The organism is Corynebacterium sp. LK31, from assembly GCF_014335015.1.
In the GTDB taxonomy this organism is placed as follows: Bacteria; Actinomycetota; Actinomycetes; order Mycobacteriales; family Mycobacteriaceae; genus Corynebacterium; species Corynebacterium jeikeium_D.
In genome coordinates this window covers 12,315-32,651 of sequence record NZ_PDGW01000008.1, presented here as the reverse complement: position 1 = coordinate 32,651, position 20,337 = coordinate 12,315, and the positions used below count along the sequence as shown (strand labels likewise).

The 20,337-nt window shown below is 60.3% G+C and carries 16 protein-coding genes; 1 reads left to right on the top strand and 15 read right to left on the bottom strand.

The annotated features are described in order from the left end of the window. Position 1 precedes the first annotated feature (1 nt). From rsfS to CRD18_RS01825, 15 genes are all read right to left on the bottom strand, one after another. A complete protein-coding gene (gene rsfS / locus CRD18_RS01895) occupies positions 2 to 460 on the bottom strand; it encodes a ribosome silencing factor (protein WP_048735108.1) in 459 nt (152 codons plus the stop codon). 87 nt (positions 461 to 547) lie between these two features. Continuing rightward, positions 548 to 1,318 carry a nicotinate-nucleotide adenylyltransferase gene (gene nadD / locus CRD18_RS01890; RefSeq protein WP_101687695.1) on the bottom strand — a complete coding sequence of 257 codons (771 nt, stop codon included), beginning with the start codon at positions 1,316 to 1,318 and terminating at the stop codon, positions 548 to 550. Between the two features lie 21 nt (positions 1,319 to 1,339). Beyond that, complete coding sequence (locus tag CRD18_RS01885) at positions 1,340 to 2,683, bottom strand: glutamate-5-semialdehyde dehydrogenase (RefSeq protein ID WP_242458655.1); 1,344 nt, start codon at positions 2,681 to 2,683, stop codon at positions 1,340 to 1,342. A gap of 14 nt (positions 2,684 to 2,697) precedes the next feature. Beyond that, positions 2,698 to 2,850, bottom strand: a complete 153-nt coding sequence (locus CRD18_RS01880) for a hypothetical protein (RefSeq protein ID WP_016422316.1) — start codon at positions 2,848 to 2,850, stop codon at positions 2,698 to 2,700. After that, a complete protein-coding gene (locus CRD18_RS01875) occupies positions 2,851 to 3,564 on the bottom strand; it encodes a class E sortase (RefSeq protein WP_049190851.1) in 714 nt (237 codons plus the stop codon). A 174-nt stretch (positions 3,565 to 3,738) separates the two neighbouring features. Next, positions 3,739 to 5,088 carry a glutamate 5-kinase gene (gene proB / locus CRD18_RS01870; RefSeq protein WP_049190854.1) on the bottom strand — a complete coding sequence of 450 codons (1,350 nt, stop codon included), beginning with the start codon at positions 5,086 to 5,088 and terminating at the stop codon, positions 3,739 to 3,741. Positions 5,089 to 5,186: 98 nt separating this feature from the next. After that, positions 5,187 to 6,701, bottom strand: a complete 1,515-nt coding sequence (gene obgE / locus CRD18_RS01865; RefSeq protein ID WP_049190856.1) for a GTPase ObgE — start codon at positions 6,699 to 6,701, stop codon at positions 5,187 to 5,189. A 257-nt stretch (positions 6,702 to 6,958) separates the two neighbouring features. Then, positions 6,959 to 7,216 carry a 50S ribosomal protein L27 gene (gene rpmA, locus CRD18_RS01860; protein ID WP_016422312.1) on the bottom strand — a complete coding sequence of 86 codons (258 nt, stop codon included), beginning with the start codon at positions 7,214 to 7,216 and terminating at the stop codon, positions 6,959 to 6,961. A gap of 40 nt (positions 7,217 to 7,256) precedes the next feature. Beyond that, a complete protein-coding gene (gene rplU, locus CRD18_RS01855) occupies positions 7,257 to 7,565 on the bottom strand; it encodes a 50S ribosomal protein L21 (protein ID WP_005511541.1) in 309 nt (102 codons plus the stop codon). A 383-nt stretch (positions 7,566 to 7,948) separates the two neighbouring features. Further along, entirely contained in the window at positions 7,949 to 12,037 is a 4,089-nt protein-coding gene (locus CRD18_RS01850) for a translation initiation factor IF-2 N-terminal domain-containing protein (RefSeq protein WP_187406471.1), read from the bottom strand. 571 nt (positions 12,038 to 12,608) lie between these two features. Next, positions 12,609 to 13,019: a nucleoside-diphosphate kinase gene (gene ndk / locus CRD18_RS01845; protein ID WP_038629458.1), complete on the bottom strand. Its 411-nt coding sequence runs from the start codon at positions 13,017 to 13,019 to the stop codon at positions 12,609 to 12,611. 84 nt (positions 13,020 to 13,103) lie between these two features. After that, entirely contained in the window at positions 13,104 to 13,619 is a 516-nt protein-coding gene (locus CRD18_RS01840; RefSeq protein WP_049190860.1) for a DUF4233 domain-containing protein, read from the bottom strand. Next, complete coding sequence (locus tag CRD18_RS01835; RefSeq protein WP_231367219.1) at positions 13,616 to 15,121, bottom strand: folylpolyglutamate synthase/dihydrofolate synthase family protein; 1,506 nt, start codon at positions 15,119 to 15,121, stop codon at positions 13,616 to 13,618. The genes CRD18_RS01840 and CRD18_RS01835 overlap by 4 nt, the downstream gene beginning before the upstream one ends. Positions 15,122 to 15,345: 224 nt before the next feature. Next, entirely contained in the window at positions 15,346 to 18,081 is a 2,736-nt protein-coding gene (locus CRD18_RS01830) for a valine--tRNA ligase (RefSeq protein ID WP_187406470.1), read from the bottom strand. Between the two features lie 213 nt (positions 18,082 to 18,294). After that, positions 18,295 to 19,278, bottom strand: coding sequence for a malate dehydrogenase (locus tag CRD18_RS01825; RefSeq protein WP_016422306.1), 984 nt, complete (start codon positions 19,276 to 19,278; stop codon positions 18,295 to 18,297). A 230-nt stretch (positions 19,279 to 19,508) separates the two neighbouring features. Here CRD18_RS01825 and CRD18_RS01820 point away from each other — a divergent pair, with 230 nt between their 5' ends. Beyond that, positions 19,509 to 20,294: a TetR/AcrR family transcriptional regulator gene (locus CRD18_RS01820; RefSeq protein WP_016422305.1), complete on the top strand. Its 786-nt coding sequence runs from the start codon at positions 19,509 to 19,511 to the stop codon at positions 20,292 to 20,294. The last annotated feature ends 43 nt before the right edge of the window (positions 20,295 to 20,337 follow it).

Genomic DNA, 20,337 nt, shown 5'->3' with positions numbered 1-20,337 from the left:
GTTAAAACTCGTCCGTGTCCGGGTTTTCGGCAGCCAGCGGAATCTCGTCGATGGAACGAGCATTGCGGGCGGAATCTTCGCCGTCCTCGTTGCTCGGCTGCTCGACGCCCTCGACCTCGATGCGCGGGCAATCGCGCCACAGTCGATCCAGGCCGTAGAAGTCGCGTTCTTCACTGCGGAAGACATGCACGACAATGTCGCCGTAATCCAGCAGCGCCCAACGTCCCTCACGGACACCTTCGCGGCGAACCGGCTTTGCGCCGAGGTCACGCAGATCGTCCTCAATTTCGTCGACGATTGCGGCAACCAGACGCTCATTGTCAGCACTGACCAGGACGAATGCGTCCGTAATCACCACCGGGCCAGAGACATCGAGAACAACGACGTCCTCACCCTTTTTGCTATCGGCGGCCTTCGCCGCGGCGGTCGCCAGCTCAATGGCGCGTGGTTGTGCAGTCACGAAAGACTTCAGCTCCTTGTGATTAAAAGTCGTGAAAAACAGCGTTTGTACTTGTAACTTACCGTCTCAGCGGGATTTTGCTAACTTTCAGTCCGCGGTATCGGACTTCGCATCCACCGACGCCGCAGCCACCGGCGCCGCATCCTCGGAGGCCGAGTTCACCGATGCGGGGCCCACAGAACCAACCGTGCCCTCAGCAGACTGGTACAGACCCCGCTTAGCGATGTACTGCACCACGCCATCCGGCACCAAGTACCAAACAGGGCGTCCTGCCTCCGCACGCTTTCGACAATCGGTAGAAGAAATAGCCATCGCGGGAATCTCGATGAGGTGCAACCGTGAAGCGTCGATTCCTTCCAAGTCCTCTGCCCGCAGGTGAACCCCTGGGCGAGTGACACCGACGAACGTTGCTGCGTCGAACATCTCCTCCCAGTCCCGCCACGTCATAATCTTCTGCAGCGCATCGGCACCGGTAATGAAGAACAGATCCGCGTTGGGATAGATGACCTTCAAATCCCGCAGCGTATCGACGGTATAGGTCGCACCCGGCCGATCAATATCAACCCGCGAGACCGAAAACTGCGGGTTCGACGCAGTGGCAATGACCGTCATCAGGTAGCGGTCTTCGCTGTGAGAGACCTTCCGGCCGCGCTTTTGCCACGGTTCACCCGTGGGCACGAAAAGCACAAAGTCAAGGTCGAAACGGTCTGCCACCTCGCTGGCGGCAACCAGGTGACCATTGTGGATGGGATCAAAAGTGCCACCCATTACGCCAATGCGCTGCCGGGGCGCGTCCGCCGACTTCGCTGTCAACGCGGCGTGTACTCGCGACCGCACACTTTTCTTGCGCTTAATCATGACTGGCACTTTACCTGGGCACTACGGACGAGTCTGTCCACGACCAGCCAGAACCCACTTGCTGCTGGTCAGCTCCGGCAGCCCCATGGGCCCACGGGCGTGCAGTTTCTGAGTGGAAATACCAATCTCTGCGCCGAAACCGTACTGCTCACCATCGGTGAATGCAGTGGAGGCATTGACGCTGACGGCAGCAGCATCAACACGGTCGACGAACTCCTGGCACACGCCCCAGTCACGTGCAGAGATAGCTTCCGTGTGGCCCGAGGAGTACTCAGTGATGTGATTCGTCGCGGCCACCACACCGTCGACGATGCGCGCTGCAATGTCTAGCGAGAGGTACTCATCCGACCAGTCTTCCGCCGTCGCAGGAATGACCTCACCAGTCCACCCAGAGGCCGCCAGATTATCGACATCGCCGTGGACCGCAACGCCAGCGTCGGCAAGCGCGTCCAAAATGCGGACCTGATCCTGCGCGGACAGCGCCGAGTCAATGAGAACCGTTTCAGTGGCGTTACAGACGCTCGGACGGCGGGTCTTGCCGTTAATCATCAGCGCAATCGCCTCGTCGATATCGGCGGAAGCATCGATGTAGATGTGGCAGTTACCGGTACCGGTCTCAATGGTCGGCACCGTTGCCTTCGTCACGACGGCCTCAATCAGACCGGCACCGCCGCGCGGAATCACTACGTCAACCAGGCCGCGGGCAGTGATGAGATCTTGCACGGAATCGTGGGTCTCACACGGCAGCAGCTGAACAAGGTCCTCCGGTGCATCGTGGTTGGCCAGCACCTCACGCAAAACCGCGACCAGCTGCGTGTTGGAGTGGACGGCCGACTTGGAGCCGCGCAGCAAGGCCACGTTGCCCGACTTCAGCGCCAGACCAAAGGCATCGACAGTAACGTTCGGGCGAGCCTCGTAGACCATGCCCATCACGCCCAGCGGAACGCTGACCTGGGAAAGCTTAATGCCGTTAGGAAGAGTGCTGCCCCGCAGCACCTCGCCTACCGGATCCGGCAGGGCCGCAACCTGGCGCAACCCACCGGCAATACCCTCAACACGATTGGCGTCAAGACGCAGGCGATCCAGCAGGGAGTCACTAAAACCACGGGCCTTACCGGCCTCGATGTCCTTGGCGTTGGCTACCAGAATCTCTTCAGTACGGGCGACCAGCGCATCTGCTGCGGCCAGCAGGAGCTCGTTCTTGCGTGCCGACGTAAAGCGAGCCAGCTCTCCCGCGACAGCCTTGGCACGCTGTGCCTTATCTAAAACCTCGGCGCGCTCAGCAGCACGCTCCGGGCTAAGAGCCGAATCCTCGGCAATGCCCTGTTGATTGGTGTTAGCAGTTTCGTTCGTTTGAGCAGTCATGCCTACCAGCATAACTAGAGTGAGACATCATTTGAGGGAATTAGCTCAGCAACCCAAGGAAAGATGTAATTCATCAACAGCAGGAACACGATGACGGCAATCACGATGGTGATGATCGCTTTCACCCACCACGGACCCGGCAGGGATCGCCAAAAAGCTGCGTACATCTAGTTGACCTCCTTGGTCTCAACACTGGCGAGAACCGCGTGAATAATGAGCCGATGAGTGTTGTCCCACTGCGGATGGCAGGTAGTCAGCGTAAGTAGAGTCGCGTCACCGATCGGATTGAGGACATCGGCGCGGTCTGGAGTGACAATGTGCTGGCCGGGAATCTCGGGGACGTTAGTTCCTTCTGGCACGCAGTCGAAGCTTTCCCCTGCGCCAGCCATACCGTCGACCGGTAATACCTTGTAGCGGTAAATAGCTTCACGCGTCTCTACAGTGATGTCATCGCACGTCTGCAGACGGTCAATGTTGTCAAAGGGAGCTCCGTGGCCGTCACGATGGGCGGCATAAGAGCTGTTGCCCACCTGCCCCGGAAGGGCTGTGCTCGGATAATGGCCGGGGCCACCGCGCAAAACTTCCTGAGAGACACCTTCGAATACGACCAAATCGCTAAAACCGGCCTTAGGAGCGGAAATCATCGCCACCGCAGAGCCAGGCACCCAGGAGCCCTCAACAGCTGGCTCCGTGCCTTCTGGCGCCGGAGCTGGGGCCGATGCCGGTGCGGACCATGCCTGCTGCAGCTCATCACGAGCCTGCTGCTGAGCTTTCCCGGTTTCAAGACCAGACCAGTACAGCAGATAAAAGGCGAAGAGCGCCACCAGCACTCCAGCGGTCAAGAGCAACTCGCCGATGACGCCAATAATTTTCGATAACACACTTAGGATTATGCCCGAAAGTTCCTCATCCAGGCAGTCCGCGCTCAGGCACTCCTCCCCCAGCCAGTCCGCACTCAGCTAGTCCCCACTCAGCCGGTCTTTGCCGAGGCACCTCTGTCCGGGCGCGCCCAGGTGCGCGTCTTTAAGCGCTGCAGCTCTCAGCGCAACGCTCTCCTAAGCGCGGGAGGCGAAATCCGACAGGTAGTCGGCATGGACGACAGGCTTCTGCATGTCATTCGGCAATTCCTCGGTGTGGTAGCCGATCATGCCCAGCAGCTCCTCAGAGTCATAGTTGACCTCGCCGCGTCCGATGACCTCACCGCTCGGGCCAATCAGGTCGACGATGTCACCAGCGGAGAACTCACCGTCAACCGAGGTGATACCGACCGGGAGCAGCGACTTGCGCATGCGGGTCACAGCGTCGACCGCGCCGGCATCCAGGCGAAGCAGGCCCGAACTATCCGCTGCGTAGAGCATCCAGAACTTCCAGGCGCTCAAGCGGTTGTCCTTCGCGGCGAAAGCCGTTCCCACGTCTGCCTGGTCAAGTGCTCGCTCAATGTTGGACGCCGAAGTCAGCAGCACCGGCACCCCAGCACGCGAAGCCAGGCGTGCGGCAGACACCTTCGAGGCCATTCCACCGGTGCCCAGTGCTCCACCGTCACCGGCGATAACACCACGCAAGTCGTTACCGCTGCGCACCTCTGGCACAAAGGTCGCACCTGGATCGGCCGGGTTGCGGTCGTAGAGGCCGTCGACGTCGGAAAGCAGAATCAGTGCATCGCAGTACGCCAGGTGACTGACCAGGGCGGCGAGGCGGTCGTTGTCGCCGAAGCGGAACTCCGAGGTCGCGACCGTGTCATTTTCGTTGACAATTGGCACTGCACCCAGCTGGCGCAGGCGGTCGATAGTGCGCTGGGCGTTGCGGGCACGCGAACGCACACCTGCATCGTCCGAGGTCAAAAGCACCTGTGCAGAAGTGCGGCCATAGCGCAGGAAGGAGCGTCCCCACTCCTGTGCCAGGCGCACCTGCCCCACAGCTGCAGCCGCCTGCTTGGTCGCCAAATCAGTGGGACGCGAAGTCAGCCCCAGCGGCCCCATTCCGGATGCCACCGCGCCGGAGGACACGACAATGACATCGCTAAAGCCCATACGCTTTTCCAGGGCATCGGCAATGAAGTCGATGCGTTCGGGATCGGTACGACCGTCAGATCCGGTCAACGAGGAAGAACCAATCTTCACCACGACGCGCTTCGCGGTCCGAATTGCCTCACGAGTCTCGGAATCGAAACCGCCTTTGGTTCCCGGAGATAAATTCTCAGTCGCCTTTTCAATCTCAGCGACGGTGGACTCAGGATTGTCGTGAAGTAGCTCGTCGACCTCCTCACGGGAAATCGGCGCGTCCGATCCAGACTTCGGCGCGGTAGCTACCGGGGCATCTAATGCATCTGCTCCAGTGACGTCAACATCGTTGGCAACGGTGTCGGAAGGGATAACTGACTCACTCATTTCACTAATGGAAAACATGACGGTCTAATGTAATTCTGACTATATAATTGTTTAAACAATCAATGGCAAAATGCAAGTTTGAAGTCTTCGCTTGCCGACGACGCTGTCGCCCGCGACTATGAGTACCGGTCGCGAATAGCCTCTTCGCCATCTCCGAAATCGTACTCGTCAATCAGACCACGGCGGGCCTGCGATGCACGCTTACGCTGCTCGGCGCTAGTGCGCTCGTTGACGTAGAGACGATCGTCGGTACCACGGCCACTCGGCACGAAGTCATCGGTGCCCGCGACCTGCTGCGGGTACCACTCGAAGGTGAGATAGGAAATCGTCACCGGGCAGCCAACCGTTGCCCCAGCCTTTGCCAGGGCATCTTCTACACCAAGCTTGGCCAGGCGGTCAGCCAAGTAGCCGACTGCCTCGTCGTTTTCGAAGTCCGTCTGGTTAATCCAGCGCTCCGGCTTACGGCCACGCACAATGAACCCATCTGGGGTATTCGGATCGCGCTCGATGGTGAAGTCCGCGCCTTCGCGCTTCTTGCCACGCACACCTTCCGGACGGATGACCGCACGGGGCTCCTGCTCTGTTGGCAACGGATGCGCCTTGCGGTAGGCGGCAATCTGATCCTTCAGGCCGTAGGTCAGCTCCTTGAGTCCCTCGTGCGTCACCGTAGAGATCTCATAAATCGGCCAGCCGAACTTCTCCAGCTCCTCGCGCTGCATGTCAATCATTTCGCGAGCATCGGGCAGGTCAATCTTGTTCAGCACGATGACGCGCGGACGCTCTGCGAGATCCCCAAGCCCCACGTCGGCCTTCAGCACCGACTGGTAGTTGGCGAGTTCCGTCTCCAACGCCTTGATGTCAGAGACCGGATCGCGGTCGCCCTCCAGCGCAGCAGCGTCCACCACATGCACCAGCACAGCACAGCGCTCAATGTGACGCAGGAAATCCAACCCAAGACCACGGCCTTCAGACGCCCCCGGGATAAGACCCGGCACATCTGCGATGGTGAAGGACTCGTAGCCAACGTTGACCACACCCAGGTTCGGCTGCAGCGTGGTAAATGGGTAGTCACCAATCTTCGGCTTAGCAGCGCTCAAGGTGCTGACCAGCGAGGACTTTCCAGCTGACGGGAAGCCCACCAGTCCAACGTCTGCCATGGATTTGAGCTCCAAGACAAGATCCTTGGCCTCGCCAGGCTCACCGAGGAGAGCGAAGCCCGGCGCACGGCGGTTCTTGTTCGCCAGCGCTGCGTTGCCCAGACCACCGTAACCGCCTTCAGCGGCGATGAAGCGGGCCCCCTTACCGGTCATGTCCGCCAGCACTTCCCCATCCTCGGTCATCACAACCGTGCCCTCCGGCACTCCGAGAACCAGGTCCTCGCCGCGAGCACCATTGCGGTGATCACCCGCGCCGGGCTTACCGTTGGCAGCCTTGATATGGGGATGGAAGTGGAAGTCCATCAGAGTGTGAATCTGCGGGTCGACGGCCAGCACAATGTCGCCACCGTGGCCGCCGTTACCGCCATCGGGACCGCCGAGTGGCTTGAACTTTTCACGCAGCACCGAGTTACAGCCGTGACCACCGTCGCCGGCCTGCAAATGCAGTACGACACGATCTACAAAACGAGACATAAAATCACACACACTTCCGAGCGGAGAGCCATCATCTAGTGCCTGGAGTAATGCCCTAATTTAAGCGAGCCGACGGGCAGAAGTCTAGGCGGTAACAAAACGCTGCCTCGCAACCTAAAAGCGCGAAACAGTACATAAACAACAAAAGAGCCGATTACCTTTCGCAGTGGGAAAGGAATCGGCTCTTCTGCAAGGCAGTTAAACCTGCCTCATATTCAACGTTGCAGTAATCCTATGTGGACAACCGGGGGTTGTTCTTAGGAGTTATTCTCAACGATGCTGACAATGCGGCGGTTGCGGCGGGTACCGAACTCGACTGCGCCTGCCTTCAGAGCGAAGAGAGTGTCGTCGCCGCCACGGCCAACGTTCTCACCCGGGTGGAACGAGGTACCGCGCTGACGAACGAGAATCTCGCCTGCCTTAACCTGCTGGCCGCCGAAGCGCTTCACGCCGAGGCGCTTAGCTTCGGAGTCGCGGCCGTTGCTGGTGCTGGATGCACCCTTCTTAGTAGCCATGATTTTCTCCTAGGGAAAAGCTAATTGGAATTTCGGCGGTTTACTTGGAGACGCCGGTGATCTTCAGAACAGTGAGCGGCTGACGGTGGCCGTAGCGGCGCTTGTAGCCAGTCTTGTTCTTGTAGTGCATGCCGCGGATCTTCGGGCCCTTAGCGGCCTCGACGATCTCTGCGTTAACGGTAACGTTGGCAAGCTTGTCGGCATCCGCAATGACATCTGCGCCATCGACGAGCAGAACCGGGGTGAGAGCCACGGACGAACCCGGCTCACCCTCGATCTTCTCGACCTTGACGAGGTCACCTTCGGCAACCTTGTACTGCTTGCCGCCGGTCTTGACGATCGCGTACATAGGAGGGCTACCCCTTTATCTGAGAAACTCGACTCAAGGAATCTTTGTAATTCCTTGACTGGACAATGGAATTGCGATTAGTTGCGTGTGCAGAACACTTCAGGGACATACCCGAAAGCCAAATCCGAGTAGATTTCCCCGCTCTGGCCGTTTCCTTACCACCAGCGCCTCAAGCACCAGTGGGCATGACCAGATACGCCTACTAATCAGCGACTGGTCAAGAGTAGCGAAAAATCCCCCTAAATTACAAACTGCCCGAGTAAGACCCTGTCCCCCATCGGTTTTCACGGTCTTCCCGGGCAGTTTCCGAAGCCACTTTCCACCCCCTGCTTTAGGGAACGGAAAACAACCTTCTATCTGGCCTTATTTCAGATTTCCAATCTCTAGTTCTGGCCACTTCGGCGCACCGCACGACGCACGCGGCGACGACGATTGGCCGGTTTCGTCTCCGGCGCCGCAGCACCGCAATTAGCCTGCTTCTGCTCTGGCTTAGTAGCGCGGTTTGAAGCGCCCTGTCGCTGCTTCGGCGCAGTCGCTTCGGCATCGCTTTGCGACGAGACCCTGCGCACCGCCCGACGGCGATTACGGCGAGCTCCCGTGCCCTGGACTGCTACGACCTCAACCCGTGACTTGCCCGAGCGGCGTCCACCGCCACTGCGGTTGGCGCTGCGGTTGGTGCTGCGGTTGCTGTCATCGCGGTTGTCTTTCGCACGATCTCCGCCCTTGCTGCCTTCAGCGTCCGCCTTTGGCTTAGTGGACTCGAAGTCCTCGCGACGCGGTGCGCGATCCGAGCGGGAGTTACCGCGCGTCGGACGACGACGGCGTGGAGAACGCTCGAACGCCTCCTTCGCCTCCTCATAGGTCTGGGACTCCTCGGCCACAGCCTTACCGGTCTTGTTAGCGTTGCCGCCCTTGCCATCCTTGGCTGGCTCCCTCACATCTGTGGTGGAAGCTGCCTGAGACTCAGCCTGAGGCGCAGTGGTTTCATCCACAGCAGTACGACGCACAACGCGACGACGGCGACGTCGAGCGCTAGCGCTGCTGGAGCGTTCAGCCTCGCCACGGCCTCCACCGTTATCGGTGCGCTCGGCACGCTCAGCACGGGTCGGGCGCTCCGAACGCTTGCGACGATCACCATATTCTTCGTCGCGGTCATCAGCGTCGCGTGCAGCCGAATCAACGGCAACATGCTCCGCTACACGGCGACGCGTAGCCCGACGGCGGCGGCGCTGCCCCTCCTGCGGCATGTAACGGTCATCCGACGGCTCCTCTGGGTCCTTCTCACGGGCTTCCGCAACAGCTGCGGCAGCCAGAGCAGCCAGGTCATTGGAGTTCTCCGATTGCTCAGTACGCTCGCGGCGCTCCTGACGGCCACGGCCGTTCTGTCGCTGCTCATCGTTTCGGCCCTGGCTCTTACGAACCCGGCGACGACGCGGCGGCTTCGGCTCATCGTTCTCAGAAGAGACGATGACAGCTTCGACAGCAGCTGCGACACGCTTGTCGGCTGCGTCCTTATCGCGCTGGTTGGTCTCCGTGTCGTCGTCACGCGTTGCCTTGGAAGAGCCTGCCTGGTCGCTCTGATCGCGGTGCATGGCCAGCGCGGCCGGGTGGTTGGCCGGATTGTGCTCCGAGCGCGACTTGTTGCGGCGCTTGGACTTGTCCTGCTCGTCGTTGCGACGGCCATTCTTGTGGCCACGGCCCTGATTGTCCTGCTCAACCGGATCGATGTGGATAATCAGACCGCGGCCATTGCAGCAGCTACACGGCGTGGAGAAGGTCTCCAGCAGGCCTGTGCCCAGACGCTTGCGAGTCATCTGGACGAGGCCGAGCGAGGTGACCTCGGAGACCTCGTGACGCGAGCGGTCGCGGCCCAGGGCCTCCTTCAGACGGCGCAGCACCAAATCCTGGTTTTCCGGCAGCACCATGTCGATAAAATCGACGACAATCATGCCGCCCAGATCGCGCAGACGCATCTGGCGGACGATTTCCTCAGCGGCCTCCAGGTTGTTGCGAGTGACCGTCTCTTCCAGGTTTCCGCCAGCGCCGGTGAACTTACCGGTGTTGACGTCGATGACCGTCATGGCCTCGGTGCGGTCGATGACCAGCGTGCCACCCGAGGGCAGCCAGACCTTGCGGTCGAGTGCCTTGGCCAGCTGCTCATCGATGCGGAAGTGCTCGAAGACATCGGCGCCGCCGTGCTCCTTGGCGAAGTAGCGCTGCAGTCGCGGCTCCAGCTCCGGTGCCAGGTCGCCGATGTAGTCCGTCACTGTGTTCCACGGGCGATCGCCCTCCACCACGAGGCGCGAGAAATCCTCGTTGAAGACGTCGCGGACGACCTTGACCAGCATGTCCGGCTCTTCGTACAGCGCGATTGGCTTTGCTCCGCGCTTGGCCTTCGCCGCCTCGGAGGCTTCCCAGATCTCCTGCCACTGCGTCTCCAAGCGCTTGATGTCGGCCTCGATGGCCTCCTTGGACACACCCTCGGCTGCGGTACGGATAATCGTGCCCGAGCCCTCCGGCGTAACCTCGCTCAGAATCGACTTCAGGCGCTTGCGCTCCGGCTCCGGCAGCTTGCGGGAAATACCCGCGCTACGGCCGCCCGGCACGTACACCAGGAATCGACCAGCCATCGAAATGTGGGTGGTCAGACGCGCACCCTTGTGACCAATCGGGTCCTTGGACACCTGGACCAGAATCTGGTCGCCGGCCTTCAGCGCATGTTCAATCTTGCGCGAACGCGACTTCGTGCCCAGCAGCTTCCAGTTCAGGTCACCTACGTAAATGACACCGTTGCGGTCGGTTCCGATATCGATGAACGCCGCTTCCATGCTGGGCAGGACGTTCTGCACGCGACCGAGATAGATATTGCCGATCTGCGTGGTCTGCGTGTCAGAGGTAACGAAGTGCTCGACCAGCAGGTCGTCTTCCAACACGCCCACCTCAGTGACAATGCCCGCGTGGTCATGGCGCTTGCGCTCACGCACCACCATCGTGCGCTCCACCGACTCACGACGAGCCAGGAATTCCGCCTCCGAGATTACGTGGCGCTTGCGCGATTCCTCACGACGCTCGATACGGCGACGTCGCTGCGCCTCCAGGCGAGTCGATCCCTTAATCGCCTGCGGTTCCTCGACCTCTTCGCGGGTTTCCTCTTCCTCGCGCTCTGTGTTTTCGGTGGTCTTCTCCGCCTGTTGCGCGTCATCATTACGACGCCCACGTCCACGACGGCGACGACGCGGGCGCGGCTGTCGCTCCGTTTCGCTTGACGACGAGCCGTCCTGCCCCTCCCCCGCGTTGTCATCGGTGCCCTGGTTGGAGGCACCGCTGTCAGCCGAAGCTGCATCCTCGGTGGCCGAATCCTTGGCCGAGGCCGGAACAGCCTGCGGAGCCAGGAAGATAGGCGCAAACGCGGTCTGCTCTTCCGCAACCGGCGGCTCCGGAACTACCGGCGGCTCGATGTCCTGCAGGGCTTCGCTCTGAGTTGCCTGCGTATCCTGCGGCTCTTGCGTTTTCTGCGGCTCTTGCGCTTCCTGAATTTCCTCTGCTGCTGGAGCGCTGGTCGTGCGGACCGCACGGCGAACTCGGCGACCACGACGTGTGGTCACTGCAGCGCTCTTTGCAGCAGGTGCTTCGGCGGAAGCTTCCTCAGCGAAGGTTTTCTCAGCGGTCTCGGCTACGGTGTCGGCAGCCTTCTTATCGGAAGCATTCTTATCTGCAGCCTTCTTCGACGACGACTGAACTACAGCCTCAACAGCTTCCTCGACGACCGAGTTCGAGTCCTTCTGCTCGTCCTTCGCAGCGGTTTCTTCCGGAGCGCCAGCGGTCTTCTTCACAGCCCGCTTACGCGTTGCTCGCTTCTTAGTCGTGCTCTTCTTCTCTGCGCTCTGCTTCTCTTCAGCCTGCTTCTCTGCGCTCTGGTTTGCCGAGGATTTCTTAGCCGAGGACTTCTTGGTGTCCTTCTTCTCGGTCACTTCCTCGGCAGGCGCTGCGTCCGACTCCGCTTCGCTCTGAGCTGCCTTCTGGTCGGCCTTCTTTTCTGCCTTCGGCGCAGCCTTCTTTGTGTCCTTCTTCGCAGCCGACTTCTTGCCGCTCTTCTTCGCAGCTGGCTTCTTCTCGGACTTAGCTGCGGTTTGCTCGTCCGACTTCTCATCCGCCGCGTTCGGCTTACCTGCCGACTGTTTTTCCTTCGCGGCCGGCTCTTCGCCGGTTGGCTTGGTCGCAGTAGATCCGTCGTCAAGCGAGGCATCCTCTGGATGATCACCGATGAAATTCAGCACTGCGTCGAGCTGATTTTGATTAATGGTGGACGCAGCGGACTTTACGACGATCCCCGCGTGCCCCAGTGCTTCGATGGTTTCCTTCGAGGTCAACCCCAAGCTCTTGGCCAGGTGGTGGACTCGGGTTTTCAGAGCCGCTGACTCACGATCAAATTCGCGTGCCTTAGCGACAACATCCTGGCTGAAATTTGCCACTGTATTTGTTTCTCCTTGACACCCCACCACGCAAAACCCGACAACAGGAAGCACACTCTTTGTCATTCCATGTGCGCCTACATCCGTTGTGGCCTTGGAAACCAGGCGGAGCAACGATGTTGCGACAGCCACTTCATTTGCGCCAAATACGCAGATAGAGGGCCGAAAACGATGAACAATTATGAAAGTCTTATTGGCAGGCCTACCGGCTGACTCAGGGATTCAGCGATCACAGGCGGAATATCTCATCCACCGGAGCGAACTCCCGAGCACTACTGCTGCTGTCCATTGTCGCACATATCGAGCAGGTGGCGCGCACCGACATTGGTGGCGGCGGGCCAATCCGAGTTACTGACTGCGTTTATGACAGAAATGGCCTGAAAAATTGCCGGAAAGTGTCATAAACTCCTACAGTTTCACATTTGCAGCCCGTGCCCGCATTCACACGTGCAGCCCGCTGAAGGGCCGCCCCACGGTCGTCGACAAGCAAAAAGCGCCGAACCGGCAAACAATTGCTTGCTCAGTTCGGCGCCAGTTCAACGCTCACGGGTCAATGCTGAACCGTCAACGTTTAGAGGTTCGGGAACCAAATACCAATCTCGCGCTCAGCGGACTCCGGAGAATCGGAACCGTGAACAACGTTGTTAGCAACCTCAAGTGCGAAGTCACCGCGGATGGAGCCCGGAGTTGCGGCCTCAACCGGGTTGGTGCCGCCAGCGAGCTGACGCCACGCAGCGATTGCGTTCGGGCCCTCGATAACACCAGCGACCAGCGGTGCAGAGGTGATGAAATCAACCAGCTCACCAAAGAACGGCTTATCGACGTGCTCTGCGTAGTGCTCCTTCGCAGTTGCCTCGTCAGCAACACGGAGGTCAAGCGCGACCAGCTTCAGGCCCTTGCGCTCGATGCGGGAGATAACTTCGCCGACCAGACCGCGGGAAACGCCGTCCGGCTTGATCAGAATAAGAGTACGTTCAGTCATGGTGAGCATCATACTATGACAAACCCCGCTGCACCGGAGTGGTGGTGCAGCGGGGTGAAAGTCGCGACTACGAGCGCGGGAGACTTACGAGTGCTGGGTGGTCAACAGACCGCGCTCCATACGCTGGAGGAGGTTCTTCCGCAGATGCAGAATGTAGGCCCACACCAGGGCGAAGAAAATACCCACCACGCCCATAGACACGTGCGTGAAGATAGCCAGCACACCAAAGACCTGCAGCACAATGTTCGCCTTCAGTGCCCAAGGCTGCTTCTGCAGGAAGGCCATCGCAATCAGAGCCAAGCCCAGGATGGTGATGTACGTAACCGAGAAGGTCTGGTTAATCTGGCCGTCGGGAATGCGCGTGACCACAGTCAGACCAAGCAGCACCGAAATAGCCTGCATAATCAGCGTGCCGGACATAACACCGCGCAGACCCTTCAGCGGGTCCTTAGCCGGATCGTGTCCCGCACCGAGCGGGCCATACTTGCCGCCCTCACTCAGGTCACGCCCCTCGCGGTAGGCGCGCAGGGCCTCGCGGTCGGCAGCGGTGTAATCCTCCGCGCCATTGCCCTGTGGCTGGCTCGCCTGAGATTCGCTCATTGCGGGTCCTTTCCAAATAGTGTCCGGGCTTCGCCCGCAGTGACAACAGATCCAGTGACGATCACACCGGAACCAGAGACAATACCGTCTCCGGTGTCGGTTTCCTCAGCCAGCGCTACAGCTAGCTCAACGGCGGACGGCAGAGTCGGTACGCGATGCACGCGCTCCTCGCCGAAAATCTCCTCCGCGAGGTCAGCCAGGTCGTCGTAGTGCAGCGCACGCGGCGATGTGTTCTGGGTAATAACCACTTCTTCGAAGTAAGGCTCCAGCTCCACCAGCAGCCCACGAGCATCCTTCTCCCCCAGCACCGACAGCACACCGATGACACGGCGGAAGTCGAACTCAGCGGAGAGGGCCGTGCGTAGCGCACGGGCACCGTGCGGATTGTGGGCGGCATCGATGAACACCGTCGGGGTCGAGCGCACGCGCTCCAGGCGGCCGGGCGATGCGACCGTCGCAAAGCCTTCGCGAACCGCATCAATGTTGAGCGGACGCCCCGGACCTGCGCCGAAGAACGCCTCCACCGCAGCCAGTGCTGTGGCTGCGTTACGCGCCTGATGCGGACCGTGCAGCGGCAGATGGATGTCGTCATACTCGCCGGCCAGGCCCTTGAGCGTCAGGTTCTGCCCGCCGACCGCCAGCTGATGACTGACGACGCCATACTCAACCCCAGCACGGGCGACCGAGGCATCCATTTCCACGGCACGTCGCAAAACGACGTCCATTGCTTCCGGTTCCTGCTCGCCGACAATGGCGACATTGTCCGGTGGCGTGAGCAAGTCGTCCTTATTCCACCGCGACTTGATGATGCCGGCCTTCTCAGAAGCGATTTCAGCCAGGGTATCTCCGAGGTACTCCGTGTGATCGAGACCGATTGGGCAGATGACTGCCACGTCGGCCTCCACCACGTTGGTCGCATCCCATGTGCCACCCATGCCGACTTCCACCACGGCAACATCGACAGGAGCGTCGGCGAAGGCAGCGTAGGCCATGGCCGTGAGGACCTCGAACTTGCTCATCTGCGGGCCGCCCTTTTCGGCGGACTTGGCGTCAACCATTTCCACGTAGGGCTGAATCTCGCGCCAGATGCGCACGTAATCGCGTGGATGAATGGGCTGGCCATCGATGGCGATGCGCTCGGTAACCAGCTGCAGATGCGGACTGGTGGTGCGGCCGGTGCGACGACCGAGAGCGCGCACCAGCGATTCAATCATGCGCACAGTGGAAGTCTTGCCATTCGTGCCGGCAACGTGAATGACCGGAGTGGCACGCTCGGGATGGCCGAGGATGTCCATCAGCATCTCGATGCGCTCGAGCGATGGGTCGATCTTGGTCTCCGGCCAACGCTGATCCAGCTCGGCTTCGACCTCTGCGAGCTCACGCAGCTCCTCGGCGGTGGCCTCCAGCGGGGCCGGCTCATTGACCGGGCGGTCCACATCGACCGGCAGGCTCAGGCCTTCCTCGGACACGGAGACCTCACCGAGGCGCATGTCATCGGGCATGCGGTCATCGGCCATCACACCGGCGATTTCGCGAGGCTCAAGGTCCTCGACGATCTGGGAGTCAGCCGGATCGAATTCGAACTCAGGCGCTGCGGTGGACTCTTCTCGCACCGCAGACTCTTCCTGCGCCACCGAATCGTCCTCGCCGCCAAGATTCAAACGAATCTCCCCTGCAATCTCATCGTGTGATTCAGCACCCCGAGGTTCGATATCCCGTGGTTCGGTCATGCCTGCGGAAGTCCCTCCAAACGAGCCTTAATGCGGTCAATCTCCTCCAGTGCGAACTGGTGGCGAGTCTTAATCTTCTCCACGACTTGCTCCGGAGCCTTGGACAGGAAGGCCTCGTTGCCGAGCTTCTTTTCGGTGCCGGCCAGTTCCTTCTCGGCCTTGGCCAGGTCTTTTTCCAGGCGCTTGCGTTCAGCGGCCACGTCGACGGTGCCGGAGGTATCCAGCTCGATCAGAACCGTGGCCTGAGACAGGCGCACCTCAATGGAAGCGGTAGCGGTGAATCCATCCTCCGGTGCCTCAGCACGAGCCAGCGAACGAATCATCTCTTCCTGAGCAGCCAGATCAGCATCCGCCAGGTTCATGCGTGCCGGCACGCGCTGCGACGGCTTCACACCCTGGTCATTGCGGAAACGACGCAGCTCGGTGACCAACTTCTGGGCATCGGCAATACGACGTGCGGCAACCTCGTCGACAGCAGCGCCGTCGGTGGTCATGGTGGCATCCGGCCAGGCGGAAATAACCAGAGAGTCCTCGAAGCCCTCCGCGCCGTCGGTAAGCGCCTTCCACAGCGTCTCCGTGACGAACGGCATGGACGGGTGCAGCAGACGCAGCAGCGTATCCAGCACGCGGCCGAGAACCAGACGCGTGGAGGCGGCGCGGGCGGCCTGCTCCTCGGTCATGGTTTCGCCGTCGTTCAGGCGCGGGAAGTCAACCTTGGTCATCTCCAGGTACCAGTCACAGACCTCGTCCCATGCGAAGTGGTAGAGGGCCTCGTTGGCCTTGGAGAACTCGTACTTATCCAGCGCAGCGTCAACCTCGGCGCGGACCTGTTCCAGGCGGTCCAGGATCCAGCGGTCGGTGTCGGTGAGCTGGTCGCGGTCCGGCAGCTCGCCCACGTGGGCCCCGTTCATCAGCGCAAAGCGGGTGGCGTTGAACAGCTTGGTGGCGAAGTTACGGGAGCTCTGAGCGGCGTCATTACCGACCGGCAGGTCAGAGCCCGGGTTAGCGCCACGCGCCAGCGTGAAGCGAAGTGCGTCCGCACCGTAGTCACGGACCCAGTCCAGCGGGTCAATGCCATTGCCGAGGGACTTCGACATCTTGCGACCCTGCTCATCGCGGACCAGACCGTGCAGGAAGACATCCTTAAACGGCACCTGCGGACGACCGTCGCGCCCCTTACCCAGCGGTGAATCAGCCAGGGTGGCAGCAAAGGTCGAGAACATCATCATGCGCGCGACCCAGAAGAACAGAATGTCATAGCCGGTGACCAGCACGGATGTCGGGTAGAACTTCTCCAGCTCTGGGGTGGCGTCCGGCCAACCCATCGTGGAAAACGGCCACAGCGCAGAGGAGAACCAGGTATCCAGCACATCCGGATCCTGCGTCCAGCCGTCGCCCGTCGGGACCTCATCATCCGGGCCGACACAGACGACCTCGCCATTCGGGCCGTACCAAATCGGGATGCGGTGGCCCCACCACAGCTGACGGGAAATACACCAGTCGTGCATGTCATCGACCCAGTCGAACCAGCGCGGCTCCTGCGAAGCCGGGTGAATAACCGTGTCGCCCTCGCGAACAGCATCGCCGGACATCTTGGCCAGCTCATCGACCTTAACGAACCACTGCAAGCTCAGCAGCGGCTCAATCGGCTCACCCGAGCGCTCCGAGTGACCAACCGAGTGAACGTACGGGCGGACCTCCTTGACAATGCGCCCCTGCTCACGCAGAGCCTCCGTCAGCGCGGTACGGGCCTCCGCACGATCCATGCCGTCGAAACGCGTGCCGGTGTTGAAGATACGGCCAGTGGTGTCGATGACCTCCGGCATATCCAGGTCGTGGCGCTGGCCCATGGCGAAGTCATTCGGATCGTGCGCCGGCGTGATCTTCACCGCGCCTGTACCGAACTCGCGGTCCACGTAGTCATCGGCGATGACCTGAATCTTCAGGTCCTCGCGGAACGGGTGGTCCAGAACCTTACCCACCAGGTGCGTGTAGCGCTCATCCTCCGGGTGCACGGCAATTGCCACGTCACCCAGCATCGTCTCCACACGAGTCGTCGCCACAACAATGGAGTCTTCCCCATCGCCGTAGCGGAAGGACACGAGCTCGCCTTCAGCGTCCTCGTACTTGACCTCAATATCCGAGATTGCAGTCTGCAGCACTGGCGACCAGTTGACCATGCGCTTGGCGCGGTAAATCAGGCCGCGGTCAAACAATTCCTTAAAAATCGTCTGAACCGCACGGGACAGGCCCTCGTCCAGAGTGAAGCGCTCACGGGACCAATCCAGGGAGTCACCAATCTGGCGCATCTGGTTGCCGATACGTCCGCCGTAATCGTGCTTCCACTCCCAGACCTTCTCCACGAATTCCTCGCGGCCATAATCGAAGCGGTCCTTACCTTCGGACTCCTTCAGCATCGCCTCGACCTTGGTCTGCGTTGCGATACCCGCGTGGTCCATACCCGGCAGCCACAGCACCTCGTAGCCCTGCATGCGCTTACGGCGCACCAGCGCATCCATCAAAGTGTGGTCCAGTGCGTGGCCCATGTGCAGCTGACCCGTCACATTCGGCGGGGGCAGCACAATAGAGTAAGCCGGCTTGGAGCTAGACGGATCAGCCTCGAAATAGCCAGCGTCTACCCAGCCCTGGTACAGGTCCGACTCCACGTCAGCCGGGTTCCACGACTTGGGCAACTTATCTGCTCTGTTTAGGTCCACGTTGTTCTCAGTCACGCGTCACATCTTAGCGCCTTGCCCGGATTTGGTTTTCCAGGGGCTTTACGACGGCCCTTGCGCCCCACCCATATCTGCCATCAGCGACTTATACACCGCCTAATTCAAGCCTTTCTCCCGCTCCGAGCCAAACCGCGATTACCGCGCAAAATAAAAACGCTCTCTTGTGAAATCATCACAAGAGAGCGCCTCTAAACGGCCGTTGAACAGCTCTTAGACCAGCAGGTCCTTAACAGCCTCGCGCTCTTCGCGCAGTGCCTTGACGTTGCGCTCGATGCCAGCGCGCTGAACCTCGGAGAGATCCAGGCCCTCAACGCGAACCCACTCGCCGTCCTTGGCGTAGCACGGAACACCAGCGACCAGGCCCTCGTCGATGCCGTAGGAGCCATCGGACGGAAGGGCGACAGAGACCCACTCGCCCTCTGGGGTACCCGTGACCCAGTCACGCATGTGGTCAACTGCGGCTGCGGCAGCGGAAGCTGCGGAGGAGGAACCACGGACCTCGATGATTTCTGCGCCACGCTTGGCGACACGCGGAATGAAGTCCTGCTCGACCCACGCAGCGTCCACCTTGTCGGAGACCTTCTCGCCTGCAATGGTGGCGTAGGTGATGTCCGGGAACTGGTCTGCGGAGTGGTTACCCCAGACAATCATGTTCTTGATCTCAGTGGTCGGAACACCAATCTTTTCCGACAGCTGAGACAGGGAACGGTTGTGGTCCAGGCGCATCATGGCGGTGAAGCGCTCTGCCGGGATGTCCTTAGCGTGGGATGCGGCAATCATGGTGTTGGTGTTGGCCGGGTTGCCGACAACCAGAACCTTGATGTCGTCTGCTGCGTGATCATTCAGTGCAGCACCCTGCGGGCCGAAGATCTTGCCGTTGGCGCCCAGCAGTGCGGAGCGCTCCTCGCCCTTGCCGCGCGGCTTTGCACCGACCAGGAAGGCGGCGTTGGCACCGTCGAATGCCTTTGCCGGATCATCGGTGATGTTGATGCCAGTCAGAAGCGGGAAGGCGGAGTCAAACAGCTCCATGGCGACGCCTTCGGTGGCGTGCAGCGCCGGAGTGATCTCCAGCAGGTTCAACTCAACCGGGGTCTCAGGGCCGAAAACCGAACCGCTGGCAATGCGGAAGAGCAGGGAGTAAGCGATCTGTCCGGCGGCGCCGGTAACTGCAACCTTTACGGGAGTCTTGTTCACTTCAGGCCTTTCTCGAGAGAGAATCAATTCGCTGCCCACTCTAATGCGACTACAGAATTGGCGCAGACGGGGGCGACGGGCTCAGGCCAATTCTGAAAAACGGATAGCATTAGGCATGACTTACGGTCATGTACTCATTTCACTAGAAAGAAGTCCGCGACCGAGCAATTTCACCCCCGTTAGATAGCCAAAACCCCGTAGTCGCCCTCTAGTCCAAGCAAAGGATTTTCATGAAGTCTCCAGGCTCCTCTGATGCAATCCCCCATGCAGTCTTGGTGGCAGCACTTCAAGAATTCACCGCAAAGGGGTATGCAGATGCCCGTTTGGATGCCATTGCTGCCGCCTCTGGTGTCTCCAAGCGCATGCTTCACTACCACTGTGGTGACAAGTTGGGACTCTACAGGGCGACGTGGGCACATGTGCTGGAGACCGTAAGGCCTGACGACGACGACCTGCGCCCGCACTCCAATGTGCCGGTGGAAGCCCTGCAGCATGTGGTCGGTGTTATCTATGACTACTTCTCGGCGAACCCGCTCGCCGTGCGGTTCATCATCCAGGAAAACCTACATCCGGTCCTGCCGCTAGAAGGCGTGACTGGGCTTGGTGGTCAGAGCCCAATTGTTTTGGAGTTTGACCGCATCTTGTTGCTCGGTCGCGATTATGGTGCATTCCGCACTGATATTTCCGCACTTGATCTTTATATTCTCGTGCTGTCGCTGGCCACCTTCCCCACCCTGCACCAGCGGACTTTTGAAAACCTCTACGGCATTGAAATGCAGTCGACAGTGTTGTCGGACAAGCTGCGTGAGTTCGCTCAGGACACTGTGACCAGCCTGTTGACATCCTCGCCTCGCAACGAACCGGGCAGCTCGTACACTTCCCTGCTGGCCTCCCATGGCGCCAACTCGTCCGCGCTTGGCGCAGAGGTCTACGGCGATCAGCCCAACCCAGAGACTCAGGACTTGACTACTGACGATGCCCCGGATTACCGCGACATCTACGGCATGGACGACTAGGGCTCCACACAGACATCAAAACCCGGTTAGAGCGGCTACTCTA

Excerpts from the sequence above, each read along its gene's own strand:
- nadD (WP_101687695.1), bottom strand. The coding sequence starts at position 1,318 with ATGATTAAGCGCAAGAAAAGTGTGCGGTCGCGAGTACACGCCGCGTTG.
- CRD18_RS01885 (WP_242458655.1), bottom strand. The coding sequence starts at position 2,683 with ATGACTGCTCAAACGAACGAAACTGCTAACACCAATCAACAGGGCATT.
- CRD18_RS01880 (WP_016422316.1), bottom strand. The coding sequence starts at position 2,850 with ATGTACGCAGCTTTTTGGCGATCCCTGCCGGGTCCGTGGTGGGTGAAA.
- proB (WP_049190854.1), bottom strand. The coding sequence starts at position 5,088 with ATGTTTTCCATTAGTGAAATGAGTGAGTCAGTTATCCCTTCCGACACC.
- obgE (WP_049190856.1), bottom strand. The coding sequence starts at position 6,701 with ATGTCTCGTTTTGTAGATCGTGTCGTACTGCATTTGCAGGCCGGCGAC.
- rpmA (WP_016422312.1), bottom strand. The coding sequence starts at position 7,216 with ATGGCTACTAAGAAGGGTGCATCCAGCACCAGCAACGGCCGCGACTCC.
- rplU (WP_005511541.1), bottom strand. The coding sequence starts at position 7,565 with ATGTACGCGATCGTCAAGACCGGCGGCAAGCAGTACAAGGTTGCCGAA.
- ndk (WP_038629458.1), bottom strand. The coding sequence starts at position 13,019 with ATGACTGAACGTACTCTTATTCTGATCAAGCCGGACGGCGTTTCCCGC.
- CRD18_RS01840 (WP_049190860.1), bottom strand. The coding sequence starts at position 13,619 with ATGAGCGAATCTCAGGCGAGCCAGCCACAGGGCAATGGCGCGGAGGAT.
- CRD18_RS01835 (WP_231367219.1), bottom strand. The coding sequence starts at position 15,121 with ATGCCCGATGACATGCGCCTCGGTGAGGTCTCCGTGTCCGAGGAAGGC.
- CRD18_RS01820 (WP_016422305.1), top strand. The coding sequence starts at position 19,509 with ATGAAGTCTCCAGGCTCCTCTGATGCAATCCCCCATGCAGTCTTGGTG.